Raw genomic sequence first — 25,462 nt, 5'->3', positions numbered from 1 at the left:
CTACGCAAGCAAGGCCATGGCATGCTTGAGGTTCTGCTCCGGGCCTTCAACGGTAATCCTATCCCGCTTGCCGCATAGCGGCTGAACAGTCACGTCAACGTTATTGAAGACTTAATCGTTGCGGTATATGGCGGCACGCCGGAACCGCGTAAGCAATACGTGTTGTCGCAGGCTTTGTACGGGCTGGTGAGGCTGGCGAAGACTGAGCAGATGAGGGATGTGAAAAGCAATGTCGGCAAGGCCGTGGCGTGTTCCAGCAGCCGGCGCGAAACCAAGGCGATCTTGCGCCGGATGGGTTTGAACGGTAATGCCAGGCAGGGGAAATTTGTGTTTGATAAGGAGGACGGCGCCAGTTCGGAGTAGGCGGCGGCCCGGCCAGGCCGGGCCTTCCTTGTTGCGCGGCGGCGATCAGGCCTGGTAGGCGCGTTCCGCCTTGGCCCAGAACGCCCACAGCAAGGCCGACATGATCAAGCCGGCGTTGCAGTCCACCAGCCAGTCTGTCAGCGCACCGTGCCGGAAGGGCATAAAACTTTGCAGCAGTTCATCGAACGCACCCATCAGCGCAATTGTCGCAAGCGCCGTCGCCGCGCGCCACAGCGGCGCGCCGGTGCGGCCGCTAAACAGCAGGAAGGTCAGGCCGCCGTAGGCGATCGAATGCAGCACCACGCCGGACGCGACATAGCCGATCTCTTCCCTGGCGCCGGGCACCGATCCCCATATCAATATCATCAGATACAGCAGGAAGGCGCCGCGGTAGCGCAGTTTTTGATAGTCGGCGGAGACAAGCAGCTTAACGAGATGGGCGTGCATGGGAAGGGCAAAGTCAAAAAAGAGGGCAACCATAGCATGCCGCCGCCGTGTTCGGGTCGGCGGCATCGGACGGCGGGTGCTGGTTCGCCGGGAAAAAAAGCGCCCGCTGGTGAAAGCGGGCGAAAAACCCAAGAAAGGGTCAAGAGTGCAAAATGGGCTTGGTGGCGCTACATCGGGCTTGCTTGCGCTAATGCGGGTTTGCTCGCGCTGCCTGTGTGGCAGCGACGCGGTGTGAAAGGCGGCACGCCGCCGCAGTTTGGTGTGCCGACTGCCATTGTGAGCCGGCACACCCATCCGAAATCACGCATATCGTTTGCGTGTACTGCAGATGTAACCAGCATAACCGACAAGGATGACAGGGCGATGACATACATCAGTCAACTGAATTAAGCGGTGTAAAGCGGGCGGCGGCGCCGTTCGTGGCCTGCCGTTCGGGTACGCGCGTTGAGCGGATAAAAAAAGGCCCGCTGGTAAAAGCGGGCTTAAAACTATTTTCTTGGAGGAGAATAGTGGAGACAGATGCATTATGCTGCGCCGCCACATATATGTCTAATGATATTTCGCGATATCAGTTATAATTTTTTCATATATCGATAGGCGCGCCGCCACGCCTCAGTCCTTGACCGCTACCGTGTAGTTGAGCGCAAGGCGGCCGCCGTCGACGTAGATGGTCTGGCCGGTCATGTAGCTGGCGTCGTCGCTGGCCAGGAAGGCGGCGATGGACGCCACTTCCTCCGGTTCGCCGCAGCGTCCCAGCGGCGTGCGCGACAGGATGGTGTGACGCGCTTGCGGACTCGACAGGACCGCCTTCTTGGCCAGTTCCGTCAGGATGGTGCCGGGGCCGATGCCGTTCACGCGCACGCCGTGCGGCGCCAGGTTGAGCGCCATCACCTTGGTCAGTTGGTTGATCGCGCCTTTCGACACCACATAGGGCACCTGGTTCGGGATTGCCAGTTCGGCGTTGACGCTGGACATGTTGATGATGCAGCCGCTGCCTTGCCTGACCATTTCGCGCGCCGCCGCCTGGCCGCACAGGAACATCGATTTCAGGTTGATGCGCATAACCCGGTCGAAGTCGTCCTCGCTGACGTCGAGGAAGTCGGCCGCGTGGGTGACGCCGGCGTTGTTGATCAAAATGTCGACGCGCCCGAAGCGCGCCAGGGTTGCCGCCAGCAGGGCGTCGACGTCGGCTTTTTGGCTGACGTCGGCGGTGAAGAAGTCGGCCTTGCCGCCCAGCGCGGCGGCCGCCTGTGCGCCCTCCGGCTTGACGTCGACCAGCATCACGCTGGCGCCTTCGATGATCAGGCGTTGGGCGCAGGCCAGGCCGATGCCTTGGGTCGCACCGGTGACGATGGCTACTTTATGGAATAGTTTCATTGTTGCTTACACTGGGATAGGGAGGGGGCCGCGTGGCCCTAGATGATGATGGCCTGGTTCGGCAACTGGTTTGGACGCGCGCCGTTGGCGGGGAAGTGCTGCGCCAGCAAGTCGTTGAGCGTGGCCAGCGCTTGCAGCGTGCTGTCGTGGAAGGCGCCGCTGGCGTAGCCCCGCGTCATTGTCTGGCAGATCGCCTGCCATTCGGCCGGGCCGAGGCGGCGCCCGACGTTGCGGTCGGCGACGATGTCGACCTTGCGCTCGGCCAGGTTAATGTAGATCAGCACGCCGCAATTGTCTTCCGTGTCCCATACGCCATATTGGGCGAACAGGGCCAGCGCGCGCTCGCGGTTGCTGATGCCGCTGAACACCTCGCCCGGATTCAGCGAGGTTTCGACGATCAGGCGCACTTCGGCGGTGTGGGCCAGCTCGCCTTTGGCGATGGCGTCCTCGATCGCTGTCAGCGTGGCCTGCGGAAAGGCGCGGCGGCCGTCGGCCGCGGTGCTGCGCAGATGGGTCAGGGCGCGCCGGCAGCGTGCGATGAAGGAGCTCGAGTCAGTCATTACCAGTCCCCCGAGGCGCCGCCGCCGTCGAAACTGCCGCCGCCGCCCGAAAAGCCGCCGCTGCCCGAAAAGCCCCCGCCGCCGCCGGAAATGCCGCCGCCACGGCTGCCCAGCGCGGCGCCCAGCAGGACGCCGCTGGCGTTGCGCGCCCAGCCGCCGCGGCGCGGGCCGCCGCGCGAACGGCGCAGCGCCGCCAGCGCCAGCGCGCCCAACAGCAGCAGCGGGCCCCAGAAGGTGGCGTCACCGTCTTCTTCCACGCTGTTGGCCGGCTTGCCCTGGGCGGCGGCTGGAAATTGTTCCTGGTTCAGCAGCGTGGCGATCGCGCCGACCCCGGCCACCAGACCGCCGTAGTAGTCGTTCTGGCGGAAATGCGGTGCGATAACGTCCTGCAGCACGCGCTTCGATTGCGCATCCGTCAGCACGCCCTGGACGCCGCGGCCGGCCTCGATGCGCAGGCGCCGCAACGCCGGCGGATTGTCCTTGGCCACCAATAACAGAACGCCGTCGTCGACGCCCTTGCGGCCCAGCTTCCAGGCGTCGGCGACGCGGATGCCGTATTGTTCGATCGCTTCCGGCGCGGTGCTGGCCACCAGCAGCACGGCGATCTGGCTGCCGGTCTTGGCCTCGTAGTCGGCCAGCACGCCGTCGAGCGCGGCGCGCTGCTTGGCGTCGAGCATGCCGGCGTTGTCGGTGACGTGGGCGCGCACCGGCGGCACCGCCAGCAACGCCTGGGCGGCGCCCGGACCTGGCGCCAGGAAACCCAGCACGCAGACGAGGCCGGCCAGCTTGCGCAGCATCGCCATGCTTATTTGCCGAAGTTGACGGTGGGCGCGGTCGATATCGATTTTTCGTTCTCGACCGTGAAGGAGGGCTTGACCTGGTAGCCGAACGCCATCGCCGTCAGATTGCTGGGGAAGCTGCGCGCCAGCACGTTGTAATCCTGGACCGCCGCGATATAACGCTGGCGCGCCACGGTGATGCGGTTTTCCGTGCCTTCGAGCTGAGACTGCAGGTCGCGGAAGTTGGCGTTGGCCTTCAGGTCGGGATATTTCTCCGACACCACCATCAGGCGCGACAGCGCCGACGACAGCTCGCCCTGCACCTGCTGGAACTTCTGGAACGCGGCGGGATTGTTGAGCACCTCCGGCGTGATCTGGAAGCTGGTGGCGGCGGCGCGCGCGCGCGTGACCGCCTCCAGCGTTTCGCGCTCGTGCGCGGCGTAACCCTTGACGGTGTTGACCAGGTTGGGAATCAGGTCGGCGCGCCGTTGGTACTGGTTCACGACCTCGCCCCAGGCGGCCTTGGTGGTCTCGTCCTTGCTTTGAAACTGGTTGTAGCCGCAACCCGACAGCAGGCTGGCGAGCGCGCCCAGCATCAGTATCAGGCGCATCCAAGGGGAAAAACGGTTTGCTGTGGTGGACATGGTGGTGGCGCTGCGCGCGCGTAAGGGACGAGCGATTAATATACCCCAAACTGGGCAATTTCCCGCCGCCGGCCGCTGTTATATCGTGCGCGCCGCGGCGGCTTGGGCGGCCTTTCCGGCCGGCGGACGGTACAATATGGGGTTTGCAACCGAATAGATAAGGCGCGCCGTGAATTTCATCAATAAATTATCCGCCGCGTGGACGGCCAACGATTCGCTGCTGTGCGTCGGGCTGGACCCCGACCTCGCCAAGCTGCCGCCGCAGCTGCGCGACCAGCCGGATGGCATTGTTACCTTCTGTACCCGGATCATCGACGCCACCGCCGACCTGGCGTGTTCGTTCAAGCCGCAGATCGCCTACTTCGCCGCGCTCGGCGCCGAGCGCCAGCTCGAGGACATTTGCCGCTACGCGCGCGAGACCTATCCGCATATCCCGCTGATCCTCGACGCCAAGCGCGGCGACATCGGCGCCACCGCGACCCAGTACGCGCGCGAGGCGTTCGAGCGCTACGGCGCCGACGCCGTCACCGTCAACCCGTACATGGGCGCCGATTCGGTCGAGCCGTACATGGAGTGGGAAGACCGCGGCGTGATCATCCTGTGCCGCACCTCGAACCCGGGCGGTTCCGACCTGCAATTTTTGAATGTCGACGGCCAGCCGCTGTACCAGCACGTGGCGCGCCTGGTGGCGGAAAAGTGGAACAAGAACGGCCAGTGCGCGCTGGTGGTCGGCGCCACCTTCCCGCAGGAGCTGGCGCAGGTGCGCGCGATTGTCGGCGACATGCCGCTGCTGGTGCCGGGCGTGGGCGCCCAGGGCGGCGACGTCGCCGCCACGGTTGCCGCCGGCCAGACCGCGAACGGCATGGGCATGATGATCAACTCGTCGCGCGCGATTATCTACGCCAAGCCGGAGCAGAGCGAAGACTTCGCCGCCGCCGCCCGCCGGGTGGCGCTGGAAACGCGCGACGCCATCAACGTGTACCGCGCTTAAACTGGTTCGCGGCCCTGGACGGGCCGCGGACCGGCTTCTACTGGTGCTGCGGCGCCACCATCTCAACGTAATCGTACAGCGCGCCCAGTATCTGCTCGCCGCGCTCGTCGGCGGTTTCCTGCAATTGGTCGATTTCGCTGAACAGCAGATCGACCGTGCGCGCCCCGGCGGCGCCTTGGTACAGGCGCGCGGCGCGGTGCTCTTCCCAACGCTCAAGCTCGACCTCGTTCAAGCTCGCCGGGAAATTGCGCGCGCGGTAGCGGAACAGCAGCTCTTGCAGGCGCTGGTCGGAAAACGACGGGCGCGCGCTGGCCAGGCGCTGCGGGCTTTCCTTGCGCAGCGCGTCGAGCAGACGGCGGTCGTCGTTGCCGATGAAGCCGCCGTACAAATCCTCGTCGACGTCCGGCGCCTCGGTCGCGCCGGGGCGCTGGAACACCTCGGCCCAGACCGCCGCCATGTCCGGCCCGGCCGCCGCCGTGGCGGCGTGGGCGCGCCCGGCCGCCAGGTCGATGCCCCAGCGCTCGGCCATGGCCGGCGACAGGGTCTTGAGGTTGCCTACCAACATAGGCGACTTGTTCAGGTGGATGCTTTTCACCGGCAGGCGCGTGACGCCCTCGGGCAGCGCGTCGCTGCGGGTGAACATGCGCGTGCGGATCGTCGCCGCGTCCAGCGTGAACAGCTCGGCCGGGTCGAAAGCGCAATCCCAGACGATCACCTCGTTCTTGTTGCTCGGGTGGGTGGCCAGCGGCCACACCAGGCCGATGCAGCCGCGCTCGGTCGGGAACATGCCCGACACGTGCAGGAAGGGCTGGCGCAGCGCCGGCGCCAGGCCCATGCCCATTTCGTCGGCGACGCGGTCCTTTTTGTGCAGCGCGAAGCAAAAGTCGAACAGCTTCGGCTGCTTTTGCTTGATCAGGCGCGCCAGCGCGATGGTGGCGCGCACGTCCGACAGCGCGTCATGCGCCGATTCGTGCAACAGGCCGTTGGCCGCGCACAGGTGTTCCAGGCGGAAGCTTGGCTTGCCGTCTTCGCGCGTCGGCCACGCGATGCCCTCGGGGCGCAGCGCGTAGGTCATGCGCACCACGTCGAGCAAGTCCCAGCGGCCGCACTGGTGTTGCCATTCGCGCGCGTAGGGATCGATCAGGTTGCGCCAGAACAGGAAGCGGGTGACCTCGTCGTCGAAGCGGATGGTGTTGTAGCCGACGCCGATCGTGCCGGCCTTGGAAAAGGCTTTTTCGATGGTCGCGGCGAACTGGTGTTCCGGCACGCCCCGCTCCAGGCACTGCTGCGGCGTGATGCCGGTGATCAGGCACGATTGCGGGTCGGGTAGGAAGTCGGGCGCCGGCTGGCAATACAGCATGATAGGCTGGTCGATCTCATTCAGGTCGGCGTCGGTGCGGATCGCCGCGAACTGGGCCGGGCGGTCGCGCCGCGGCTGCACGCCAAAGGTTTCGTAATCGTGCCAAAGAAAGGTCTGGGTAGTCATCGTGATCGCTAAAAAAATTCGTGGCGCCCGCGCCGGACGGCGGCGTTTTATCGCGGGCGGCCTATAGTTTGTGGTGTTGTTGTCGTTATAAGCTGTGGGGGCTGCTGGTGGCCGGCGTAAATCCGCCCGTCGGCCCGTATGTTACACAGAATGCTCGTCCAAGGAGACTTATCATGTCAAATCCCTTATCCGTCAGCGGCGCCGGCAGTGCCGCCAGCGCCGCCGCGACCGACAAAGCCAAGTCGGCCGACGCCACGCCGGACATGGCGCCGCTTGAAAAAGCCCGGCTGCAACAGAACGCGGCGATCCTGCAAGCGTCCGTCAGCGTTGCCATCGGCTCGCAAAACGAACCGCTGTCGCTGCTGTACAAGAGCGCCATCACCAGCATCAACGAAAAACTGCAGACGCAATATGGCCCCGACGCGCTGCAGGGCGCCGTCTCGCAAGACAACAGCGCGGAAGGGACCGCCGAGCGCATTGTATCGTTGTCGACCGGTTTTTTCGACGCCTACAAGAAACAGCACCCGGGCGAGGACGAGGGCAAACTGCTGACCAAGTTCATGGACACGATACGCGGCGGCTTCGAATCGGGTTTCAAGGAGGCGAAGGATATCCTGCAGGGCTTGAAGGTGCTCAACGGCAATATCGCCAGCAATATCGATAAGACCTACGCGCTGGTCCAGCAGGGTTACGCCGCCTTCGAGGCGGCCCGCAAGCCGGCGCCGGCGGACGCCGCCGCGCCGGCCTGACGACTACAGCGCGGCGCGGTTGCGGCCGCCGTCCTTGGCGCGGTACAGGGCGGCGTCGGCGGCGGCGATCAACGCGTGCTCGTCCTGGCCCGGCGCCAGGCTGGCCACGCCGAACGAGGCCGTAACATGCGGCAACGGACTGCGCATGTCGGCGAACACCACCGCCTGCTGCATCCGCTCGCACAGGCGCTCGGCCACCAGCAGCGCCATCTTGGTGTTGGTGTCGGGCAAAATCACCATCATTTCCTCGCCGCCGTAGCGCACCGCGCAGTCGGTCGGGCGCAGCGCCGCGCTGAGCACCTGGGCCGCCGTGCGCAGCGCCTGGTCGCCGGCGACGTGGCCGTGGCTGTCGTTGAAGCGCTTGAAATGGTCGAGGTCGATCATGATCAGCGACAGCGGCGTGTTCGCGCCATGCGCGGTGGCCGCCATGGCCGGCAGCAAATCGTTCAACCAGGCCCGGTTGTACAAGCCGGTCAGGCCGTCGACCATCGACAACTGGCGATAGAACTCGCCGACCTTCTGGCGCCGGCGCAACTGCGCGTTGGCGGCGCGGATGCGGAAGGAGAGCAGGCGCAGCAGATTGCGCGCCAGCGCGTTCGAGGCGTCGATCAATTGCCAGACGAGCTTGCCGTCGATGACCAACAACTCGGTTTCCTCCAGCGCGGCGATGGCCGACAGGTTGCTTTCCTCGTCGAGCACCGATTGTTCGCCGACGCTCTCGCCCGGCAATACCTTGCTGAGCGTGCCGTCGGCCATGCCGGTCGAGGTGTCGGCCGCCACCGTCAGCGCGCCGCGCAACACGATGTACAGGCGGGCACGGTGCGTATCCGTCATCACCTGGCCGGGCAGCAGGCGCACGATAGGGCAGGCCGCCAGCAAGGCGGCCACGGCGGCGTCGTCCGAATCGCGAAACAGCTGCAGATCGCCGATCTGGTAGCGGGAGGCGCCAAAACTACAGATATGTTCCACAATAAGACCTTCAAAAAACCCGCGCCGGCCCACCACGTGGCCGCTGCGGCAATCATAACGCAAACCATGCCCAGCTGAAATATGCCACCGTGCAACTTTGCTCTTGACGCCAGATTGCCGCGCCGGCGTGGTTCAATGGCAGCCACTTTGTTTTGCGGGAGGCGCGATGGAATGGATTGATGCGGTGGGAACGGCGCACGCGGCCGATGGCGCCGCGCGGATAGTCTCACTGGTGCCGTCGATTACCGAATTGTTGTGCGAGCTGGGCCTGGGGCCGCGAATCGTCGGGCGCACCGGCTTTTGCATCCATCCGGCCGCGCAGGTGGCGGCCATCGCCAAGGTCGGCGGCACCAAGGATGTCAACCTGGCCAAGATCCGCGCGCTGGCGCCGACCCATCTGGTGGTGAATATCGACGAGAACGAGAAGCCGACCGTGGCCGCGCTGGCCGAGTTCGTGCCGAATATCGTCGTCACCCACCCGCTCGCGCCGCGCGACAACTTGGCGCTGGCGCGTCTGCTGGGCGGCGTGTTCCGCGCCGGGGACAGGGCCGAAGCCTTCTGCGCCGCCTTCGAGGCCGAGTGGGCCTTGTTGCAGGCCGCGCCCAAGGGGCCGCCACGGACGCTGTTGTACTGCATCTGGCAAGACCCGTGGATGGCCGTCTCGCGCGACACCTACATCGCCAACATGCTGGCGCAGATCGGCTGGAGCGTGCCCGACCTCGGCGCGGCGCGCTATCCGCGCTTCGACTGGCATCCCGGACTGCTGGCGGGAATCGACGGCGTGCTGCTGTCGAGCGAGCCGTATCGCTTTACCGAGGAGCATGTCGACGCGCTGGAGCGGCAGATCGGCAAGCCGGTGCAGTTGGTCGATGGCGAAATGATGTCGTGGTACGGCAGCCGTTCGCTGGCGGGCTTGCGCTATCTGCGCCAGTTGGCCGCAACGTAAAGTGGGGGGGAGGGCGGTACTGGATGCGCGCGATGCAACGGGCGCAACGGGCGCAATAGGATGCGGCAGGGAACTTGACTGGCGGCCTGGAACGGCCGCCAGCACCTTTGCGCGCTAGGGTGTTACTCGTTTACTTCGTCGGCTTCGACGTCGGCGGTCGCGGGAATTTTGCCGCTGGCGTGGCGCTTGCTGTCGTGCAGTCGTCCGAGCGCGCTATCGATGGCGCGTTTGAGTTTTTCCGCCGCACCGGCAATGGCCTGGTGCAGGGTGGCGGCGTGGTCGCTGACGGCGATCGGCTGGTAGCCGGTAATGCGCGCTTCCATCAGGCAGCGATTGTCGCCGTCGACCGATTTCTGGCTGTTGTTGTCGCTCAGGTGTACTTCGACGCGGGTGATGTTTTCGCGGAAACGGCTGATGGCTGATTCAACTACGGACTGCACGTGCTGGTCCAATCCTACGTTGCGTTCGATGGTGCTGTCGGTATTGATATTGATTTGCATATGCTCACTCCGGCTATTCATAAAATAAACCCTGCCAACCAGTGGCGCGGCGCTGCAGTCGACGCATAGTCGACCAGAGGCCTTGCTTGCGTGCATAGGCGCCAGTGATACCGGCGCCAAATCCAGGTTGGCTATAACGTTTTGCACACGAATTTATCTTACACCTTTTCCGTCTTCTTGCCAGTACCGTTCGTTTTCCGCCGTCCGGCGCGTCCTCCGGCCGGGCCCTTATCCATTGATCAGGCCGGCCGCCAGATTGATCGACAGGCCCAGCACCACCAGGTTGAAGAAAAAGCTCAGCACCGACTGGCCCAGGACGATTTTGCGCATCGCGCGCGTCTGCACGCTGACGTCCGACGTCTGCACGGCAACCGCGATGGTGAACGAGAAATACAGGAAGTCCCAGTAATCGGGGTTGTCCTCGTCGTCGGGGAAGCGCAGCGGCTTGTCGGTCGCGGCCTGGTAGTACAGGTGGGCGTAATGGACGCAAAACAGCGTGCCGACCAGGAACCAGGAGCCCAGCAGCGTGACGACGGTGAAGCCGTAGTGCAACAGGCGCGCGTCGGGCGGCATCGCCTGCAGCGCCGACAGTTGCGAGATGATCGCCGCCAGGCTCATCACCGAGGCCACCGACAGCGTCGCCAGCACCAGCGCGGCGCGCTCGTCCTGCCGCGCCGACATTTCCCGCACCTTCACGTGGTCGGCGCGCATGATCATCCAACCGGACGTTAGCAGGTAGGACCAGACCGCCACGTTCCAGGAGGTCAGCACGCGCGTCATCGCTTGCCACTCGCGCGGCAGGAATACGCTGACGGCGAGGCCGAGCCCGATTGCCAGGCTCAGGTGCGGGCGGCTGCGGATGAAGCCGCGGAACGGCAGTGATATGGGCATGGCGGTCGGCTCGAAGAAGGGGCGGAGGCGCCATCTTACCCCTTGCGCGCGCGCCGGCGGCAAAGATCAGGCCGCTTTACCGCCACTGGCGGCCCGCTCCTTCTCGTGGTGGGGGAAGCGGTCCATGCGCGCCAGCACCGGGAAGCCCAACGCCCAGGTCGCCGTGACGACGACGGTGGCGGCGCCGCCGAACAGGATCGCCCGCACCAGGCCGAACCAGCCGGCGGTCAGGCCCGACTCGAATTCGCCCAGCTCGTTGGAGGCGCCGATGAAGACGGCGTTGACGGCGCTGACGCGGCCGCGGATGGCGTCCGGCGTTTCAAATTGCACCAGCAGGTGGCGGATGTAGACGCTGACCATGTCGCCCATGCCCATCAGAAACAGCGCCACCAGCGCCACTGCCAAACTTGTGGTGGCGCCCAGCGCCAGCGTGCCCAGGCCGAACAGCGCGACGCCGCCGAACATCCACGGCCCGACCCGGCGCGTGATCGGAAAAAACGCCAGCGCCACCGAGCACAGCGCGGCGCCGGCGCCGGGCGCGGTGCGCAGCAGGCCCAGGCCGGTCGGGCCGACGTGCAGCACGTCGTGCGCCAGCGCCGGCAGCAGCGCGGTGGCGCCGCCGAACAGCACCGCGAACAGGTCCAGCGAGATGGCGCCCAGCACGACCGGCTTGGACCAGACGAAGCGCAGGCCTTCGAGCAGCGTGTGCCAGGTGGCCGGCTCGCGGTGGCTGGCCTGCGGCGCCGCGTGCGTCATGCGCATCAGCAGCACCGAGACGGCCAGCAGCAGCGCCGTCACCACGTACACCGCCACCGGCCCGGCCAGGTACAGCAGCCCGCCCAGGATCGGTCCGAAGATGACGGCCAGGTGCGAACCCGACGAGCTGAGCGCGACGGCCCGGCTGAAACTCTCGGTGGGCACCATGTTCACCAGCACCGCCTGGGTGGCCGGCATCATGAAGGCGCGCGCGCCGCCGAACAGTACCAGCACCACGAACACCGGCCAGACCACGCCCAGGCCGGCCACGGTGAAGGCCAGCAGCGCGCCGGCGCACAGCAGTTGCGCGCCCAGGCACAGGGAAATGATGGTGCGGCGGTTGTAGCGGTCGGCGGCGTGGCCGGCGAGCAGGATCAGCAGCAGGAAGGGGGCGAACTGGGCCAGCCCGATCAGGCCGAGGTCGAACAGGCTGCCGGTCAACTGGTAGACTTGCCAGCCGATGGCTACGCTCTGCATCTGCACGGCGAGCGTGCCGAGGACCCGGGCCGACAGGTAAAACGCGAAATTGCGGTGTCGTAATACGCCGAAGGCGTTGCTGCCGGAGGACGGGGTCATGAAGACTTTCAAGGGGCGGGGCCGGGGCTTGGATTAAAATACGTGTCGGCCGGAAATTTTTTGCACTATTGTGCCTGATGTTCCCCATCGCCGCTTGAGGCCCGGCCAAAAACAGCGTTCCCGGCACCGCGCGCTGCCATCACCCGCCAGACCGGCTTTTCGCCGTCGTTCTCCATGCACAAGACAATTTTCGACACCCCCATTATCAACACCGTGATGCGCTGGATATCGGTGGCCACGCTGCGCCTGCTCGGCTGGAAAACCGAAGGCATCCGGCCCGACGCGCCGAAGTACGTGCTGATCGCCGCGCCGCATACCAGCAACTGGGATTTCCCGTACACGCTGATGCTGTGCTTTGCCTTGCGGCTGCGGGTGTACTGGGTCGGCAAGGACAGCCTGTTCCGCTGGCCGCTGGGACCGCTGGCGCGTTGGCTGGGCGGCATCGCGGTCGACCGCAGCGCCAACACGAACATGGTGCAAAGCACCATCGAGGCGTTCGCGCGGCAAGCGCGGCTGGCGGTGATCGTCGCGCCGGAGGGCACGCGCGGGCGCGTCAGCCACTGGAAGACCGGGTTCTACCACATCGCCCACGGCGCCGGCGTGCCGGTGGCGCTGGCCTATCTCGACTTCAAGCGCAAGGCCGGCGGCATCGGCCAGATGTTTCGCACCAGCGGCGACATCGAACGCGACATGGCGCAGATCCAGCAGTTCTACAGCGGCGTCACGGGCAAGAACCAGGACCAGTTCGACGCCGCGCGGATCCGCACCAAAGGCTAGGACTGACAGGCAATGCCGTTAGCGTAGGCGGCTTCGGCGCTGACATGATTACACGCGCGCGGCCAGGCTTACTTAGCCAGGTCCGCCTCGGTGGTAAACGCGTCGGCGTAAAACTCCTCCTCCGGCAGCTTGCATAGTTGCACGAAGTCGCGCTTGGCCGAATCGACGACGATCGGCGCGCCGCAGGCGTACACCTGGTAGCCCGACAGGTCCGGCAGGTCGTCGATGACGGCGCGGTGGACGAAGCCGCCGCGGCCCTGCCACTGGTCGTCTGGCTGGGCCTGGGACACCACCGGCACGTAGCGGAAGTTCGGCAGTGCGGCCTGCCACTGGCGGCACAGCGCATCCATATACAAGTCTTGCGGGCGGCGTCCGCCCCAGTACAGCACCATCGGCCGTGGCGACTTCAGGTGGATCATGTGCTCGACGATGGCTTTGATCGGCGCGAAACCGGTGCCCGAGGCCAGCAACACGATCGGCTTCTCGCTATCCTCGCGCAGGAAGAAGGTACCCAGCGGACCCTCGAAGCGCAGGATGTCGCGCTCCTTCATCGTACCGAACACTTGCTCGGTGAACAGGCCTCCGGCCATGTGGCGGATGTGCAGGGTGATCGGGCCGTCCAGGTCGGGCGCGTTGGCCATGCTATAACTGCGCCGCTTGCCATCGCGCAGCATAAATTCGATATACTGGCCGGCGCGGTATTGCAGGCGCTCGGTGGCCGGCAGTTGCAGCGTCAGCACGACCACGTCGGGCGCCACCTTGTCGATGCTGGTCACGCGCGAGGGCATTTTTTTGATCGGAAAGTCGTGGCTGCCGGCCACTTCGCGCGCTTCGATGACCAGGTCGGCGCTGGTGGTGGCGCAGCAGAACAGCGAGACGCCGGCGGCCTCCTCTTCCGGGGTCAGCGCGCGCTGCTGGTGCGCCTTGTGCTGCACCTGGCCCGACACGACCTTGCCCTTGCACGAGCCGCAGGCGCCGTTTTTGCAGCCGTAAGGCAAGCCAACGCCGGCGCGGATCGCCGCCGCCAGCACTGTTTCGTCCGCTTCGCAGCTAAATTGGTGGCCGCTGGGCTGGACAGTAATTTGAAAAGTCATACAATCCTTGAAATGAAAAATACAATAATTCACAGCATTCATCGACCGCGCCTGCTTATTCTGGGCTGCGGCGACGTTGGCTTGCGCCTGCTGCCGTTGCTGCGCGCGCGCTTTCGCATCTTCGCCGTGACCAGCCGGCCCGAGCGGTGCGCCGAACTGCGCGCCGCCGGCGCCGTGCCGATCGTCGCCGATCTGGACGACCGCGCCAGCCTGGCGCGCCTGTCCGGCCTGGCGTCGACCATCGTGCATCTGGCGCCGCCGCAATCGGACGGTTTGCTGGACCGCCGCACGCGCAACGTATGCGCCATTTTACCTGAGCGCGCGCGACTCGTTTACGTCAGTACCAGCGGGGTGTACGGCGATTGCGGCGGCGCCGTCATCAACGAGACCCGGACGGTGGCGCCGAACAATGCGCGCGCCAAGCGCCGCCTCGACGCCGAGCGGGTCTTGCGCGCCTGGGCCAGGGGCAGCCACGCGGTGCTGTCGATTTTGCGGGTGCCGGGCATTTACGCGGCCGAGCGGCTGCCGCTCAAGCGCCTGCGGTTGGGCACGCCGGCGCTGGACGCGGCCGACGACGTGTATACGAACCACATCCACGCCGACGACCTGGCGCGCATTATCGCCTGCGCGCTGCGCCGCGGCCTGCCGGGCCGGGTCTACCACGCGGTCGACGACAGCGACATGAAAATGGCCGATTACTTCGACGCGGTGGCCGACGCGTACGCGCTGCCGCGGCCGCCACGCCTGCCGCGCGCCGCGCTGCGCGAGGTGGTCTCGCCGATGCTGTTGTCGTTCATGTCGGAGTCGCGCCGCATGTCGAACCGGCGCATCAAAGAGGAGCTAGGCGTGCGCTTGCGCTACGCGCGGGTGGCGGATGCCTTGCCGCAGAGTAAAATAGCGAATTATTAAGCAGCAACAGGAAAAACCATGACAAACCTGACTTACGAAGAATTTTTGGATGAAGTAACCACCATCATCACCGAGCTGTACGAAGTCGAGGATGAGGCTGCCATTAAGTTGGTGGTCGACGCGCAAGCGGCCGATTTTTTCGTCGCGCATGACAACCGCGAAGACATGCGCACGCGCGAGCAGGCGAAGAAAGATGCGGTAAGCTTGTTCGAGGCCAAGCAAAACAAGCAGTTGACGCAAAAACAACAGCAACTGAGGGTGCGCGACAAAAAAATCAAACCGAGCTGAACCGGTGTAACGGGCAAGGCGGCCGACCCTGCGCACCGCCGCCGGTGGCACAGAAGGAAAGGGCTGAAAACCGGCCCGTGGCCCGGCGCCGCCGTAGCCGGGGCGGCGTGTGATGTTCGTTTGATGCGACGCGCCATTTTTGATGCAAATCAAGCATACTGGGTTCGCGACACGATATCGTGCATCATCTCGTGAGCAGTTAACTCGTCAGCAGTTAGCGATAGTCGATGGCAGTTCGTTGATGGCAGTTTGGCCGCTCCGTCTTGTGGCGCGGCATCCTTTTGGAGCGTGCGATGCGTCACATCACTCATCCTACCAAAGAGCAAGTCCGGGCCTACATGCAGCAACGCGAGGCCGCCCGCCGCCCGCCGCCCACAGCCGATGAAATCCGCCGCCAGCTCGGCTGGATCAAGGCGCCGCTGCATGCCAGCGGCACGCAAAGTCTGTTTTTTCCCGCCGAAATTGCCCAACTCGCCGCTTTGTTGGCCGTGGAGTGGCTGTTCCGCATCGGCGGCGCCCACACCAAACACTGATAGTTTAGGCACACTTAGTGTTTTTGCGGTATCCTCTAACACATCTGATGCGTATCAAATCTCTTCAATAATCACAAAAATGTCGCAAGTTAAGCAAAAACTAACAATTACGTGTATTATGTGGCGTACTTGTTAAAAGCCGTACAAATGACAGGTGGTTTTTGGCGCGTTTCCATGAGTTCTAGCAAGGTTAGGTGTTCTGGCGCCAAATTTTTGCAAAAATACAACAAAGTTCGGGTTCAATCATGACTATCAAACAAATCACAGCACTGCCTACCTACAATCCAAATCGCGTTTTGGATGCGATCATTGAAAAGTTGCAGTTGAAAAACGACGCGGCCCTGTCGCGCGCACTCGAAGTGGCGCCACCGGTCATCAGTAAAATCCGCCACAACACCTTGCCGATTGGCGCGACCATCTTGATCCGCATGCACGAAATCAGCGATTTCAGCATTCGTGAACTGCGCGAATTGATGGCTGCGTAAACAGCTATTCTTGGGTGCTTGCCATCGCGGCAATCATCCTTGCGGGGCAGGCGGACCAGCGCGCCACTGCAGCGGCTGCGTCGAACGCCTGACTCGCTCGGCCCGGCCGTTCAAGCCGTCGTGCTGATGGTGCTGCCAATGCGCTCGCCGCTGGTGTTGACCGACGCCTTCGGCGCGGCCGGCTCCGGTGGCGGTGGCGGTTTCACTTGCTGCGTCGTTTCTGGCGCTTTAACCGGTGCGATCGGTACGGTGCTGCCGCTTGAAATAACGCTGACTGTCATGATGCCCTCGGTGTGGTGACGGTTGACTGCGACGGCGAAGCGTGCTGCTGCCTTTTAAAGTCGAGGCCGCTTTCGGACGCCGCAATTCCAGGCGTCTTCCTAGACGTCATAGTGCAGCGAAATCGATCTGCTCGGGTTGAGACAAGTCAACCTTCTTAGTATATTCATTCCGCGTGTGAATTCAACTCTACGTTGACGCTTGTGTAGCGCCCGAGTACGCCCAGCGTATCCGCCGGCCGGCGGCGCAAGGCGCAGGCGGGCGCGTTCCGGGCGCGCGACGTTTATCCGCCGCTGCCCGATGATGGCGCCATTGCCCCCGCTTTGCTAGCGTTGCTTGCTCAATACCGGACGTTCCGTGTAAAACCGGGTTTGCTCGGCGGTGACCGCCGCGCTGGAAAAGGCCGTGGCCGGCGCCCGGCTGGAGAACGCCGTTTTCACGGAGGCGCTGGAAAACGCGGTGCTTACCGCCGCGCTGGAAAACGCCGTCGTTTGCACCGCTGCGCTGGAGAATGCGGTGGCTGGCGCTCTGCTGGAGAATGCCGTTTTCACGGCGGCGCTGGAAAATGCCGTTTTCGCCGAGGCGACGGCGGCGCTGGAGAATGCGACTGCTGGCGCACGGCTGGAAAAGGCGACGGCCGGCGCACGGCTGGAAAAGGCGACTGTCGGGGCGCGGCTGGAGAACGCGGTTGTAGTTGCGGCGCTGGAGAAAGCGGTTTCCGGCGCGCCGGCCGCTTCCATCGCCGCTGCCGAGCGAATATAGTCTTCGCCAAACGTCTGCTCGTACAGTTCCTTCATCCGCTCGCCGACGCGTTGATGCGCTTCCAGATCGGCTTCGCCGCGCAATCCCACATACGGGAAGTGGTGCAGGAAATAACCAAAGACTTCCTCGCAATCGACCGCGTATTTCATCGTGTCCAAAATATGGTAATGCCAGAACGTGTCGACGTCGAACAGCGGCGCGGTGGCCTCGGACGGGAAAATTTTCATCAGGTGCAGAAAGCGGCGGTATTCAAACTCGACCGCGTTGACCTTTTCTAGCGACCAGCCCTCGCCGGACTCCTGATGCATCAGTTTTACTTTGATCGGATCCAGATCCAGATTGGCGATGGCTTGGAAGTTGTCGTTCGAGTTCATGAGTGATAATCCTTTGGATAATGGGCCGTTAGGGAATAAAGATGAAAACGTGAAGCTGTTTGCCGCTATCGGTGATCTAGCGCTGTATGCGACATGCCCGATATCTGCATACCGCTAAATTGACTTGGATAAAATGTTGTGTTAACTAAAATTTTTTGCAAGTTGTTGAGTGACAACTCTTTCAGTATATGCATTGTCGTTGCGAAATCAATCAAAATTTCAACACTCGTTGCGATGGGGTAATATTTGCAGTGACGGGCGAGGGCGGTGACGGGCTGGGAGAGCCGCGCGTTGAAGGCTCAGTGGGGGGCGTAGCGACTTCGGAGCCTGTGCGGCTCCGAAGTGTTGTTTATTAGCCTGCAATTGGCAGGCTAGGGCGCTCCGAGTAGAAGCGCGCGCGTCCGCTCAGGTCTTCCGATGGGGCCGACTGGACTGCCCCGTCGATCGCCACACGGGCCGACCAGGCCGTTTGCGGCGCCGCGGCACCGCCGTCGAGCGTGGCGCGGGCTGACCAGGCCGTTTGCGGCGCTGCGGCGGCGCCGTCGAGCGTGGCGCGGGCTGACCAGGTCGTTTGCGGCGCGGCGGCGGCGCCGTCGAGGGTGGCGCGGGCCGACCAGGCCGTTTGCGGCGCGGCGGCGGCGCCGTCGAGGGTCGCGCGTGCAGACCAGGCCGCCTGAGTCGGCGCGCCGGCGCGGAGATAATCCTCGCCGAAGGTTCCTTCGTACAATTCGCGCATGCGCTCGCCTTGGCGTTGGTGCGCTTTTTCGTCGGCCTCGCCGCGCAAGCCGATATAAGGGAAGTGGTGCATGAAATGGCCGAAGATCGCGTCGCAATCGGCCGAGTATTTCATCGTGTCGAGAATATGGTAATGCCAAAATGTGTCGACGTCGAACAGTGGCGCGGCTTGCTCCGTCGGATATTGTTTCATCAAAATCAGGAAGCGGCGATATTCAAATTCGACGGCGTTGGCCTTCTCCAGGCTCCAACCCTCCCCCGATTCCCGATGCATCAACTTTACTTTGATGGGGTCCAGATCCAATTCTGTAATTGTCTTGAAATTGTCGTTTGCATGCATGGTGAGTGTCCTTTGGAAAATGGTGTGTGCGATCGGGGTGCGTCTGCCGCGCAAATCAAGAGCCTGAAAAAGGTCTGCTTTGAATCGGATATTGATGAAAAGCATTGATAGTCATTTTGCCCCTCAAGCGCAGGCCATTATTGATATATATCAATGTTCACTCAGGAAATTCCTACGCCGGACGGGCGAAGTCCGACGCCGCGGCAGGAGAATGGCTGAACCGGGGCGCCGTCGGCTCAGGCGCTATGGGAGTCCAGTTCGCTCTGCTCGTGCAGATACGGGTAGACGGGGTCGTCCTTGATCGGCACCGACACCAGCACCGTCATGCCGGCGCCTTGGCCGCTCTTGATGGAAAACTTTCCGCCTAGTATCTTTATGCGCTCTTCGATGCCCACCAGGCCAAAGGAGCCGGCCTTGTTGCGCCCCTCGTTGAGCACGCCCACGCCGTTGTCCTTCACCGTCATCGACAGGATGTCGCCCTCCTTTTTCAGTTCCACCTGGACCAGGCTGGCCTTGGCGTGTTGGGAGATGTTGCTGAGCGACTCTTGCAGGATGCGGAAAAAGGCCGTCGCGCAATGGTCGCTGAGGCAGATGTCGGTCTGGTTCTCGCTCAGTTCGCAGTAGATGCCGGTGCGGCGGCGGAACTCGGCGATCTGCCATTCGACGGCCGCGTTCAAGCCCAGGTCGAGCACGGTCGGGCGCAAATCGTTGATGATGTGGCGCACGCTCTTGATGGTGGCGTCGATCTGGCCCAGCGTGGAGCGGGCGCGCGCGTGCAGACGCGGGTGGCGCCGTTCGGTGCGCGAGGCCAGCATGTCGGCGTCGATGCGCAGCACCAGCAGGTTCTGGCCGAGGTCGTCGTGGATCTCGCGGGCAATGCGCTTGCGTTCCTCTTCCTTGATGTGGTCGGCGTGCGCGGCCAACCGGCGCAGCTTCTGGTGCGACACCTGCAGCTTGGCCTGGCTGTCGCGCAATTCCTGGGTCATCGCCTTGGCCATCTGGATGGCGCGCATGCGCGACGTGGTCAAGGTGTGGAACAGCGCATAGATCAACATGGTGCCGACGAAGCCGGCCAACATCGCCAGCCACGGGAAGTACACGTCGAAGCCGGTGTACAGCTCGGCCTTGCTGACGCTGAAGCGGGCTTGCCACAAACGCCCGTTGTAGTTAATCGGAACGATGGTGGAAAACACTTGGTGTGCCGCGGTCTCGTGCCACGGCGCCGCCTGGCTGTCGAAGACCAGGGCGCCGTCGCCGCTCCGGCGCGGTTGGCTGATGGTGCCGCCATCGTACAGCTCGACGCGCACATTGCGCGCCGGCATTTCGTCGAGCACGCCGCGCACCAGCGACTGCAGGTTGAAACCGACGCCGATCGAGCCTATATAGGCGGCGCGCCGTTCCGCCACGTTGCTCACGGACATACCGGCGCGGTAGATCGGCAGGCGCATGGCCAGCGCCGTCATGCCGGGCTTGCTCGGCATCTGGATCGTTTGTCCGGAATTGGTGACCGTGCCTTTGTCGCGGGAGTCGTCCAGCACCTTGTTGCGGAAGGGTTCGGCGGCGATGTCGACGCCGAACTTGTCGGGCGCGTTGGCGATCGGTTCCATATAGGTGAGCACCGAATAACTGGCGCGCCGCCCGGGCGGGGTGAGCGCGAAGGGCGGATAGCCGTCGCCGGCCGACTCTTCCCCGCGTACCTTAAGCTCGAAGGCGGCGCGCGCCTCGTCGGTGATGAACCTGGCGAAATTGACCGTTTCGATGGCCGGGAAATGCTCCGCCAGCGACAGGCCGGCCACATAGTGGCGGAACTGGGCGCGGGTGATCGACTCCGACACCTGGAACAGGCTGGCGGTGCCGCGCAGCAAGTCCGCGTACGATTTAATGCGCGCGCCGATACTGTGCTGGGCGGTGTGGGCCAGGTGCTTGAAACGTTGGTTCGAATCGGCCTCGATCGAGCGCGACGTCGCCAGGTAGAACAGCAGGCCGACGCCGGCCGACAGCAGCACGCCAACCCACCAGAACGGTTTTTTCGGGACAAACAGGTTTTTCTTGCCTAACATGGAAAGCATCGTTAACCGCATCAGGAGGTCGTGGGTCCAGGGTCCGCCGCGCCTTGCCGCACCCTCTGGCCGGAAAACTTTGCATTGTTGAAACTTGGTCAACAAGTTACTAATATACAAATCAAGCCCTCCCGCGTCAATAAACTTCTGTTGGTTGAACGGCCCCCGCCTGGGCGGCGGGCGCAAAAAAAACCCGCCGCGGCGGGTTGTTCGCTGGCCCGGCCGGTTCCCGCCTACTTGGCGACCCAGCTGTCCTTCAGGGTCACGGTGCGGTTGAATACCGGCTTGCCCGGCAGCGAGTCGACGCGGTCGGCGACGAAATAGCCGTGCCGTTCGAATTGGAAGCGCTGGTCCGGCAGCGCCGCCGCCATGCCCGGCTCCAGGTAGGCGCGCACCACTTCCTTGGCGTTCGGGTTCAGCGCCAGTGTGAAGTCCTTGCCGCCGGCGTCCGGCTGCGGGTCGGTAAACAGGCGGTCGTACAGGCGTACCTCGGCCTCCACCGCGGTCGCTTCGCTCACCCAGTGGATGTTGCCCTTGACCTTGTAGGTGGCGCTGCCGTCGCTGCCCGACTTGCTGTCTTCGAAATAATGGCAATGCACGGCGACGACCTTGCCGTCGGCGTCCTTGTCAAAACCGGTGCATTCGACCACGTAGCCGTAGCGCAGGCGCACCCGGCTGCCCGGCTTGTCGCCGATCGGCGGATACAGGCGGAAGTAGCCCTTGCTCGGCACCTCCATGAAGTCGTCCTGCTCGATCCACAGCCGGCGCGTCAGCGGGAAGGTGCGCAGGCCGCGCTCGGGGAAGTGCGGGTGCACCGGCGAGTTGCACTCGACGCTGCCGTCCTCGGCGAAGTTGTCGATCACCAGCTTGAGCGGGCGCAGCACGGCGGCCGCGCGCGGCGCCTTCGGGTCCAGGTCTTCGCGCAGGCAGCCCTCGAAGGTGCTCATGTCGATCCAGCCGTCCGACTTGGTCACGCCGATGCGTTCGCAGAACAGCTGGATCGCCTCCGGCGTGAAGCCGCGCCGGCGCAGGCCGACGATGGTCGGCATGCGCGGATCGTCCCAGCCGTCGACGATGCCCTCGTCGACCAGCTGGCGCAGCTTGCGCTTGCTGGTGATGACGTAGGTCAGGTTCAGGCGCGAGAATTCGTACTGGCGCGGCGCCGGCAGCCGGAAGAAGTTGCCGGCCGACAGGGTCGCCAGCAGCCAGTCGTAGAACGGCCGGTGGTCCTGGAACTCCAGCGTGCAAACCGAATGGGTGATGTTCTCCAGCGCATCCGAGATCGGGTGCGTGAAGTCGTACATCGGGTAGATGCACCAGGCGTCGCCGGTGCGGTGGTGGTGGGCGTGGCGGATGCGGTAGATGGCCGGGTCGCGCAGGTTCATGTTCGGCGACGCCATCGCGTCCTCGCTGACCTTGGCGCGCAGGATGTGCTCGCCGTCCTTGAACTGGCCGGCGCGCATCGCCCGGAACAGCGCCAGCGACTCGTCGGCGGGGCGGTCGCGGAACGGCGAATTGCTGCCCGGCGTGTTGAAGTTGCCGCGGCTGGCCGCCATGTCGTCGGCGCTCTGGCTGTCGACGTAGGCGAGGCCGGCCTGGATCAGGTATTCGGCCATCAGGTACAACTGCTCGAAGTAGTCGCTGGCGTAGTGCAGGTGGTTTTCGACGCCGTTCGGTCCCGCGGATTCCCAGTTGAAGCCGAGCCATTTGACGCTGTCGATGATGGTGTCGACGTATTCCTGCTCTTCCCTGGCCGGGTTGGTGTCGTCGAAGCGCAGGTTGCAGCGCCCGGCGTAGTCGCGCGCCAGGCCGAAGTTCAGGCAGATCGATTTGGCGTGGCCGACGTGCAGGTAGCCGTTCGGCTCCGGCGGGAAGCGCGTGATGACGGGCGGCAGGCCCGGGCGCGCGTGGGTGCCGGCGGCCAGATCGGCTTCGACGATGGCGCGCAGGAAGTTGGACGTCAGCGCCGGGGCCGCCGGCGCGCTGTTGTTTTTGTCGTTGCTCATGTGCTTTTCAGTTCAATGCAGTGAAAGTGTCGGGTTGCCGGCATTTTACCGTACGCGCCGGCGTTTGCCGCCGATGTTGCGGCGCGCATTTCACGCGCGGGCCGGACGCCGGCCCTTTTCTATAGGATAATTCGTCTTTAATTGTTTGCGGCACGCGTCCCGGAGTCTTCATATGGTGGAAAATGTATACAACGTCCTCGGCGTCGCCCCGAATGCCAGCGACGAGGAGGTCAAGAAGGTCTACCGCTCGCTGGCGATGCGCTTCCACCCCGACCGCAACCAGGCGCCGGGCGCGGAGGCGCGTTTCAAGAGCATCACCAAGGCCTATGAAATCCTGGCCGACCCGGTCAAGCGCGCTGAATACGACCAGAGCGTCAACCACCGCATCATCATCGATCCGGAGGCCGAGGCCTACGCGCTGTGGCGTTCCGTGTTCAGTCTGCACGGCACCGTCCTGCCGGCCTGAGCCGGGTTTACGCATCATCTAGAGCGGCGCCGCATACGGCGCCGTGGAATACATTGGAAAGAAGAAAATGATAAGAGTACACCCCGAATTTGCCTATCAGTCGCGCGAGTTGGGCGGCCAAATCGAAGGCATTCTGGGCGATCCGCCGAACCGCAAGAACTACCAGAGCGTGGTCAGCGCGCTGGTCGGCGAATACGCCAGCGGCGGCGGCATCGAAGATTTGAACATGCTCAGCTTTGCGCTGGTCGACCATATCGTCTTCAACAACCCGAAGGGCTTGCTGGCCGCCAGCGAGGACTACGACATGGGCGAGCCCGGCCCGGTGTTCGCGATGGCGTCCTGCGCCGGCGCCGAGGCGGCCAAGATGTACGCGGCCATCGCCGACAGCTTCCCGGAGCTGGCGCGCCAGGCCATTATCACCGCCTTCCTGTACAAGAACCCGCGCCTGTGGGACGACGAGGACCAGTCGCTTGAGCAACTCGGCGTCAACGACGACGGCGACGACCGGCACGACGACGACGACGTCACCGACGAGTTCGCGCAGATGTTCGACCAGGACGGAGACGACAATGGCCGCTAACAGCAACCTGCCGGCGCTGAGCAAGCAAGTCACCGAGCTGGTGCTGGCCGGCTCGCTGGGCCACGCCGAGCAAGCCTTTTCCGACGCCGCCGAGCAGTACGGTGACCTGGTCGTGGCCGAGGTGCTCGGCAGCATCCCGCCGCAGGTGACGGCGCTGCACCTGGCCGGCTTCGACGGCGGCAAGATGTCGCTGGCGACGCTGCTGGTGCCGCCCAAGGCCTGGGCCGACAGCCTGGCCTTCATCGCCGCCACCTGGAGCGACGACCAGATCGAGGACGACCCGGAGCGCATCGCCGAGGCGCTGTTCGCGCACATCCACGGCATCGTCTTCTCGTCCGAGGACGCCGAGCGCCGCCGCGCGCTGCTGTTCGAAGCCTCGGCCACCGACTGGGGCTCGACCGCGTTCGCCATCCTGTTCTCGATGGCGCCGAAGGAAATCCTGGAAGTGGCCGGCGAGATCCTGGTCAAGGGCCCGTACATCACCGGCCAGACCTCGTCCGACAACGACGTCGTGCCGCTGGCGATCGAACTGGCGCAGGCCAACGAGGACGGCTGGGACCGCGCGCTGTTCGAGCTGTTCCCCGACTTCCGCCACAGCGGCGACCTGGTCGACGCCGAATTTTCCGACGACCCGGACGAGGAGGAGCCGGCCTTCCTGCAGCGCAGCACCAAGGAGTTGCTGTACCGCTTGCGCAAGCAAGTGCCGAGCACGCGCAGCAGCGTGGCCAAGCCTGGCGCGCGCCGCAGCCTGGGCACCGGCATCTTTTCTTGATGCCGCAATCGTCAGTGGAACCTACATAATGCTGCCTGCAATCGTAGTAGAAAACCTGCCGCGCCTGGTGCGCGCCATTAAATTGCTGGCGACCGATGCGCGCATCGACGCCGCCGCCAACCTGGCCGACGAACTCACCGGCATCACCGCCATGGTGGCCGAGAAGTTCACCAACGAGCGCACCGCCGAGGGCATCCAGAAGGCGCTGTACCTGACGGTGGGCGGCGTCTCGCTGGGGCTGGAGCACGCGCTGATGCACGAGGGCGACGAGGCGGCGCTCGACTTCCTGGTCGAGCACGGCGCCGAGCACGCCTTCCAGGTCGGCTTCCGCCTGGTGCGCGAGCTGTCGCAACTGCCCGAGGACGCGCTGGTCGGCGAGTACGACGTCGACCCGGTGTATGTGCAGCGGCGCCTGCGCGACCTGTTCGTCGACCTGTGCGGCGCCGACCCGAACAAGAACTGGAACGGCCCGGAGAAATACGCGCTCCAGCTCAAGCAGCGCAAGGAAGTGCAGGCGATCGTGCGCCTGGCCAACTGGCTGCGCCGCCACAACAGCCGCGGCCCGGTCAACGACAGCGACCTCAACGCGGAGGGCGTGATTGCGCTGGCGGTCATCTTCGCCATCGAGGGCGGCGGCGGCATCGTCGCGCGCACCGGCCAGAAGCAATTCGAACGGCTGGTGCGGGCGGTGCGCAAGAACAAGCCCGACTTCGAGGCGGGCTGGACGGAGCTGCTGGCCAAGGTGCCGGTGCAGCACCACGAGGTGCTGCTCGAGCGCATCGAGGCCTATCGCACGCACTGCACCGTGATCCAGCAAATCCTGACGCGCACCAGCATGAAAAAGCTGTTTGAACAGCTGGAAAACTACGCCGGCTCGGAACTCGACGCCGACTACGACTAGGCGCCCTGGGCGCCGCCGTCGTACGATTAAACCGGAGGCGCACATCCCGGGCCAGACCGTGAGGGTC

29 protein-coding genes are annotated in these 25,462 nt (G+C 64.3%); 14 read left to right on the top strand and 15 right to left on the bottom strand.

Annotated elements, in window-relative coordinates:
- Window positions 1–162: 162 nt before the first annotated feature.
- Window positions 163–363: a hypothetical protein gene (locus ACFDR9_RS09375; RefSeq protein WP_327076014.1), complete on the top strand. Its 201-nt coding sequence runs from the start codon at window positions 163–165 to the stop codon at window positions 361–363.
- Window positions 364–408: 45 nt separating this feature from the next.
- Here ACFDR9_RS09375 and ACFDR9_RS09370 read toward each other — a convergent pair whose 3' ends face one another.
- From ACFDR9_RS09370 to ACFDR9_RS09350, 5 genes are all read right to left on the bottom strand, one after another.
- Window positions 409–942 (bottom strand): VanZ family protein, encoded by a 534-nt coding sequence (locus ACFDR9_RS09370; protein ID WP_327076015.1) that lies wholly within the window; start codon window positions 940–942, stop codon window positions 409–411.
- Between the two features lie 480 nt (window positions 943–1,422).
- Window positions 1,423–2,187 carry an SDR family oxidoreductase gene (locus ACFDR9_RS09365; protein ID WP_327076016.1) on the bottom strand — a complete coding sequence of 255 codons (765 nt, stop codon included), beginning with the start codon at window positions 2,185–2,187 and terminating at the stop codon, window positions 1,423–1,425.
- A gap of 38 nt (window positions 2,188–2,225) precedes the next feature.
- Complete coding sequence (locus ACFDR9_RS09360) at window positions 2,226–2,747, bottom strand: TPM domain-containing protein (RefSeq protein WP_327076017.1); 522 nt, start codon at window positions 2,745–2,747, stop codon at window positions 2,226–2,228.
- Window positions 2,747–3,550 (bottom strand): TPM domain-containing protein, encoded by an 804-nt coding sequence (locus ACFDR9_RS09355; protein ID WP_327076018.1) that lies wholly within the window; start codon window positions 3,548–3,550, stop codon window positions 2,747–2,749. The genes ACFDR9_RS09360 and ACFDR9_RS09355 overlap by 1 nt, the downstream gene beginning before the upstream one ends.
- Before the next feature lie 2 nt (window positions 3,551–3,552).
- Window positions 3,553–4,137: a LemA family protein gene (locus tag ACFDR9_RS09350; RefSeq protein ID WP_327076039.1), complete on the bottom strand. Its 585-nt coding sequence runs from the start codon at window positions 4,135–4,137 to the stop codon at window positions 3,553–3,555.
- A 202-nt stretch (window positions 4,138–4,339) separates the two neighbouring features.
- Here ACFDR9_RS09350 and pyrF point away from each other — a divergent pair, with 202 nt between their 5' ends.
- The gene (pyrF, locus tag ACFDR9_RS09345; RefSeq protein WP_327076019.1) at window positions 4,340–5,161 is read left to right on the top strand and encodes an orotidine-5'-phosphate decarboxylase; all 822 of its coding nucleotides are present in this window, start codon (window positions 4,340–4,342) and stop codon (window positions 5,159–5,161) included.
- 37 nt (window positions 5,162–5,198) lie between these two features.
- Here pyrF and sbcB read toward each other — a convergent pair whose 3' ends face one another.
- Entirely contained in the window at window positions 5,199–6,647 is a 1,449-nt protein-coding gene (gene sbcB / locus ACFDR9_RS09340; protein ID WP_017878715.1) for an exodeoxyribonuclease I, read from the bottom strand.
- Window positions 6,648–6,820: 173 nt separating this feature from the next.
- Here sbcB and ACFDR9_RS09335 point away from each other — a divergent pair, with 173 nt between their 5' ends.
- Window positions 6,821–7,396 carry a DUF5610 domain-containing protein gene (locus ACFDR9_RS09335; protein ID WP_017878716.1) on the top strand — a complete coding sequence of 192 codons (576 nt, stop codon included), beginning with the start codon at window positions 6,821–6,823 and terminating at the stop codon, window positions 7,394–7,396.
- A 3-nt stretch (window positions 7,397–7,399) separates the two neighbouring features.
- On the opposite strand, the gene ACFDR9_RS09330 is transcribed toward ACFDR9_RS09335, so the two are convergent.
- Window positions 7,400–8,365, bottom strand: a complete 966-nt coding sequence (locus ACFDR9_RS09330; RefSeq protein WP_017878717.1) for a GGDEF domain-containing protein — start codon at window positions 8,363–8,365, stop codon at window positions 7,400–7,402.
- A 166-nt stretch (window positions 8,366–8,531) separates the two neighbouring features.
- On the opposite strand from ACFDR9_RS09330, the gene ACFDR9_RS09325 reads away from it, so the two are divergent.
- Window positions 8,532–9,311, top strand: a complete 780-nt coding sequence (locus ACFDR9_RS09325) for a helical backbone metal receptor (RefSeq protein WP_327076020.1) — start codon at window positions 8,532–8,534, stop codon at window positions 9,309–9,311.
- A 122-nt stretch (window positions 9,312–9,433) separates the two neighbouring features.
- Here the strand turns inward: ACFDR9_RS09325 and ACFDR9_RS09320 are convergent, their stop codons facing one another.
- From ACFDR9_RS09320 to ACFDR9_RS09310, 3 genes are all read right to left on the bottom strand, one after another.
- Entirely contained in the window at window positions 9,434–9,811 is a 378-nt protein-coding gene (locus tag ACFDR9_RS09320; RefSeq protein ID WP_017878719.1) for an HPF/RaiA family ribosome-associated protein, read from the bottom strand.
- A 228-nt stretch (window positions 9,812–10,039) separates the two neighbouring features.
- Window positions 10,040–10,702 (bottom strand): DUF1345 domain-containing protein, encoded by a 663-nt coding sequence (locus ACFDR9_RS09315; protein ID WP_017878720.1) that lies wholly within the window; start codon window positions 10,700–10,702, stop codon window positions 10,040–10,042.
- A 66-nt stretch (window positions 10,703–10,768) separates the two neighbouring features.
- Window positions 10,769–12,034 carry an MFS transporter gene (locus ACFDR9_RS09310; protein ID WP_327076021.1) on the bottom strand — a complete coding sequence of 422 codons (1,266 nt, stop codon included), beginning with the start codon at window positions 12,032–12,034 and terminating at the stop codon, window positions 10,769–10,771.
- A 174-nt stretch (window positions 12,035–12,208) separates the two neighbouring features.
- Between ACFDR9_RS09310 and ACFDR9_RS09305 the strand changes: the two genes are divergently transcribed.
- On the top strand, window positions 12,209–12,811 hold the full coding sequence (locus ACFDR9_RS09305; protein ID WP_327076022.1) for a lysophospholipid acyltransferase family protein: 603 nt from the start codon (window positions 12,209–12,211) through the stop codon (window positions 12,809–12,811).
- 68 nt (window positions 12,812–12,879) lie between these two features.
- Here ACFDR9_RS09305 and ACFDR9_RS09300 read toward each other — a convergent pair whose 3' ends face one another.
- On the bottom strand, window positions 12,880–13,905 hold the full coding sequence (locus tag ACFDR9_RS09300) for a CDP-6-deoxy-delta-3,4-glucoseen reductase (protein WP_017878723.1): 1,026 nt from the start codon (window positions 13,903–13,905) through the stop codon (window positions 12,880–12,882).
- Between the two features lie 12 nt (window positions 13,906–13,917).
- Between ACFDR9_RS09300 and ACFDR9_RS09295 the strand changes: the two genes are divergently transcribed.
- The 5 genes from ACFDR9_RS09295 to ACFDR9_RS09275 all read left to right on the top strand — a co-directional run bounded on the left by ACFDR9_RS09295 (window position 13,918) and on the right by ACFDR9_RS09275 (window position 16,420).
- Window positions 13,918–14,814, top strand: coding sequence for an NAD-dependent epimerase/dehydratase family protein (locus tag ACFDR9_RS09295; protein WP_409030818.1), 897 nt, complete (start codon window positions 13,918–13,920; stop codon window positions 14,812–14,814).
- A gap of 18 nt (window positions 14,815–14,832) precedes the next feature.
- A complete protein-coding gene (locus ACFDR9_RS09290; protein WP_017878725.1) occupies window positions 14,833–15,102 on the top strand; it encodes a hypothetical protein in 270 nt (89 codons plus the stop codon).
- 293 nt (window positions 15,103–15,395) lie between these two features.
- The gene (locus tag ACFDR9_RS09285; protein WP_409030817.1) at window positions 15,396–15,635 is read left to right on the top strand and encodes a hypothetical protein; all 240 of its coding nucleotides are present in this window, start codon (window positions 15,396–15,398) and stop codon (window positions 15,633–15,635) included.
- 245 nt (window positions 15,636–15,880) lie between these two features.
- Window positions 15,881–16,120, top strand: coding sequence for a hypothetical protein (locus tag ACFDR9_RS09280; RefSeq protein ID WP_026133354.1), 240 nt, complete (start codon window positions 15,881–15,883; stop codon window positions 16,118–16,120).
- A 120-nt stretch (window positions 16,121–16,240) separates the two neighbouring features.
- Window positions 16,241–16,420, top strand: a complete 180-nt coding sequence (locus ACFDR9_RS09275) for a hypothetical protein (protein WP_157406827.1) — start codon at window positions 16,241–16,243, stop codon at window positions 16,418–16,420.
- 305 nt (window positions 16,421–16,725) lie between these two features.
- On the opposite strand, the gene ACFDR9_RS09270 is transcribed toward ACFDR9_RS09275, so the two are convergent.
- The 4 genes from ACFDR9_RS09270 to ACFDR9_RS09255 form a co-directional block, all read right to left on the bottom strand.
- On the bottom strand, window positions 16,726–17,535 hold the full coding sequence (locus ACFDR9_RS09270; RefSeq protein ID WP_409030816.1) for a hypothetical protein: 810 nt from the start codon (window positions 17,533–17,535) through the stop codon (window positions 16,726–16,728).
- Window positions 17,536–17,887: 352 nt separating this feature from the next.
- A complete protein-coding gene (locus ACFDR9_RS09265; protein ID WP_409030815.1) occupies window positions 17,888–18,715 on the bottom strand; it encodes a hypothetical protein in 828 nt (275 codons plus the stop codon).
- Between the two features lie 131 nt (window positions 18,716–18,846).
- Window positions 18,847–20,670: a CHASE domain-containing protein gene (locus tag ACFDR9_RS09260; RefSeq protein WP_409030814.1), complete on the bottom strand. Its 1,824-nt coding sequence runs from the start codon at window positions 20,668–20,670 to the stop codon at window positions 18,847–18,849.
- A gap of 233 nt (window positions 20,671–20,903) precedes the next feature.
- On the bottom strand, window positions 20,904–22,676 hold the full coding sequence (locus tag ACFDR9_RS09255; protein ID WP_017878732.1) for a glutamine--tRNA ligase/YqeY domain fusion protein: 1,773 nt from the start codon (window positions 22,674–22,676) through the stop codon (window positions 20,904–20,906).
- A gap of 175 nt (window positions 22,677–22,851) precedes the next feature.
- Between ACFDR9_RS09255 and ACFDR9_RS09250 the strand changes: the two genes are divergently transcribed.
- The 4 genes from ACFDR9_RS09250 to ACFDR9_RS09235 all read left to right on the top strand — a co-directional run bounded on the left by ACFDR9_RS09250 (window position 22,852) and on the right by ACFDR9_RS09235 (window position 25,395).
- Complete coding sequence (locus ACFDR9_RS09250) at window positions 22,852–23,142, top strand: DnaJ domain-containing protein (protein ID WP_026133355.1); 291 nt, start codon at window positions 22,852–22,854, stop codon at window positions 23,140–23,142.
- Between the two features lie 67 nt (window positions 23,143–23,209).
- Window positions 23,210–23,722, top strand: coding sequence for a hypothetical protein (locus ACFDR9_RS09245; protein WP_026133356.1), 513 nt, complete (start codon window positions 23,210–23,212; stop codon window positions 23,720–23,722).
- Window positions 23,712–24,494 (top strand): hypothetical protein, encoded by a 783-nt coding sequence (locus ACFDR9_RS09240; protein ID WP_017878735.1) that lies wholly within the window; start codon window positions 23,712–23,714, stop codon window positions 24,492–24,494. The genes ACFDR9_RS09245 and ACFDR9_RS09240 overlap by 11 nt, the downstream gene beginning before the upstream one ends.
- A 28-nt stretch (window positions 24,495–24,522) precedes the next feature.
- A complete protein-coding gene (locus ACFDR9_RS09235) occupies window positions 24,523–25,395 on the top strand; it encodes a hypothetical protein (RefSeq protein ID WP_017878736.1) in 873 nt (290 codons plus the stop codon).
- The last annotated feature ends 67 nt before the right edge of the window (window positions 25,396–25,462 follow it).

The sequence above is a fragment of the Janthinobacterium sp. CG_23.3 genome (genome assembly GCF_046115965.1).
Lineage (GTDB): Bacteria > Pseudomonadota > Gammaproteobacteria > Burkholderiales > Burkholderiaceae_D > Janthinobacterium.
This window is presented reverse-complemented; position numbering and strand designations above follow the sequence as displayed.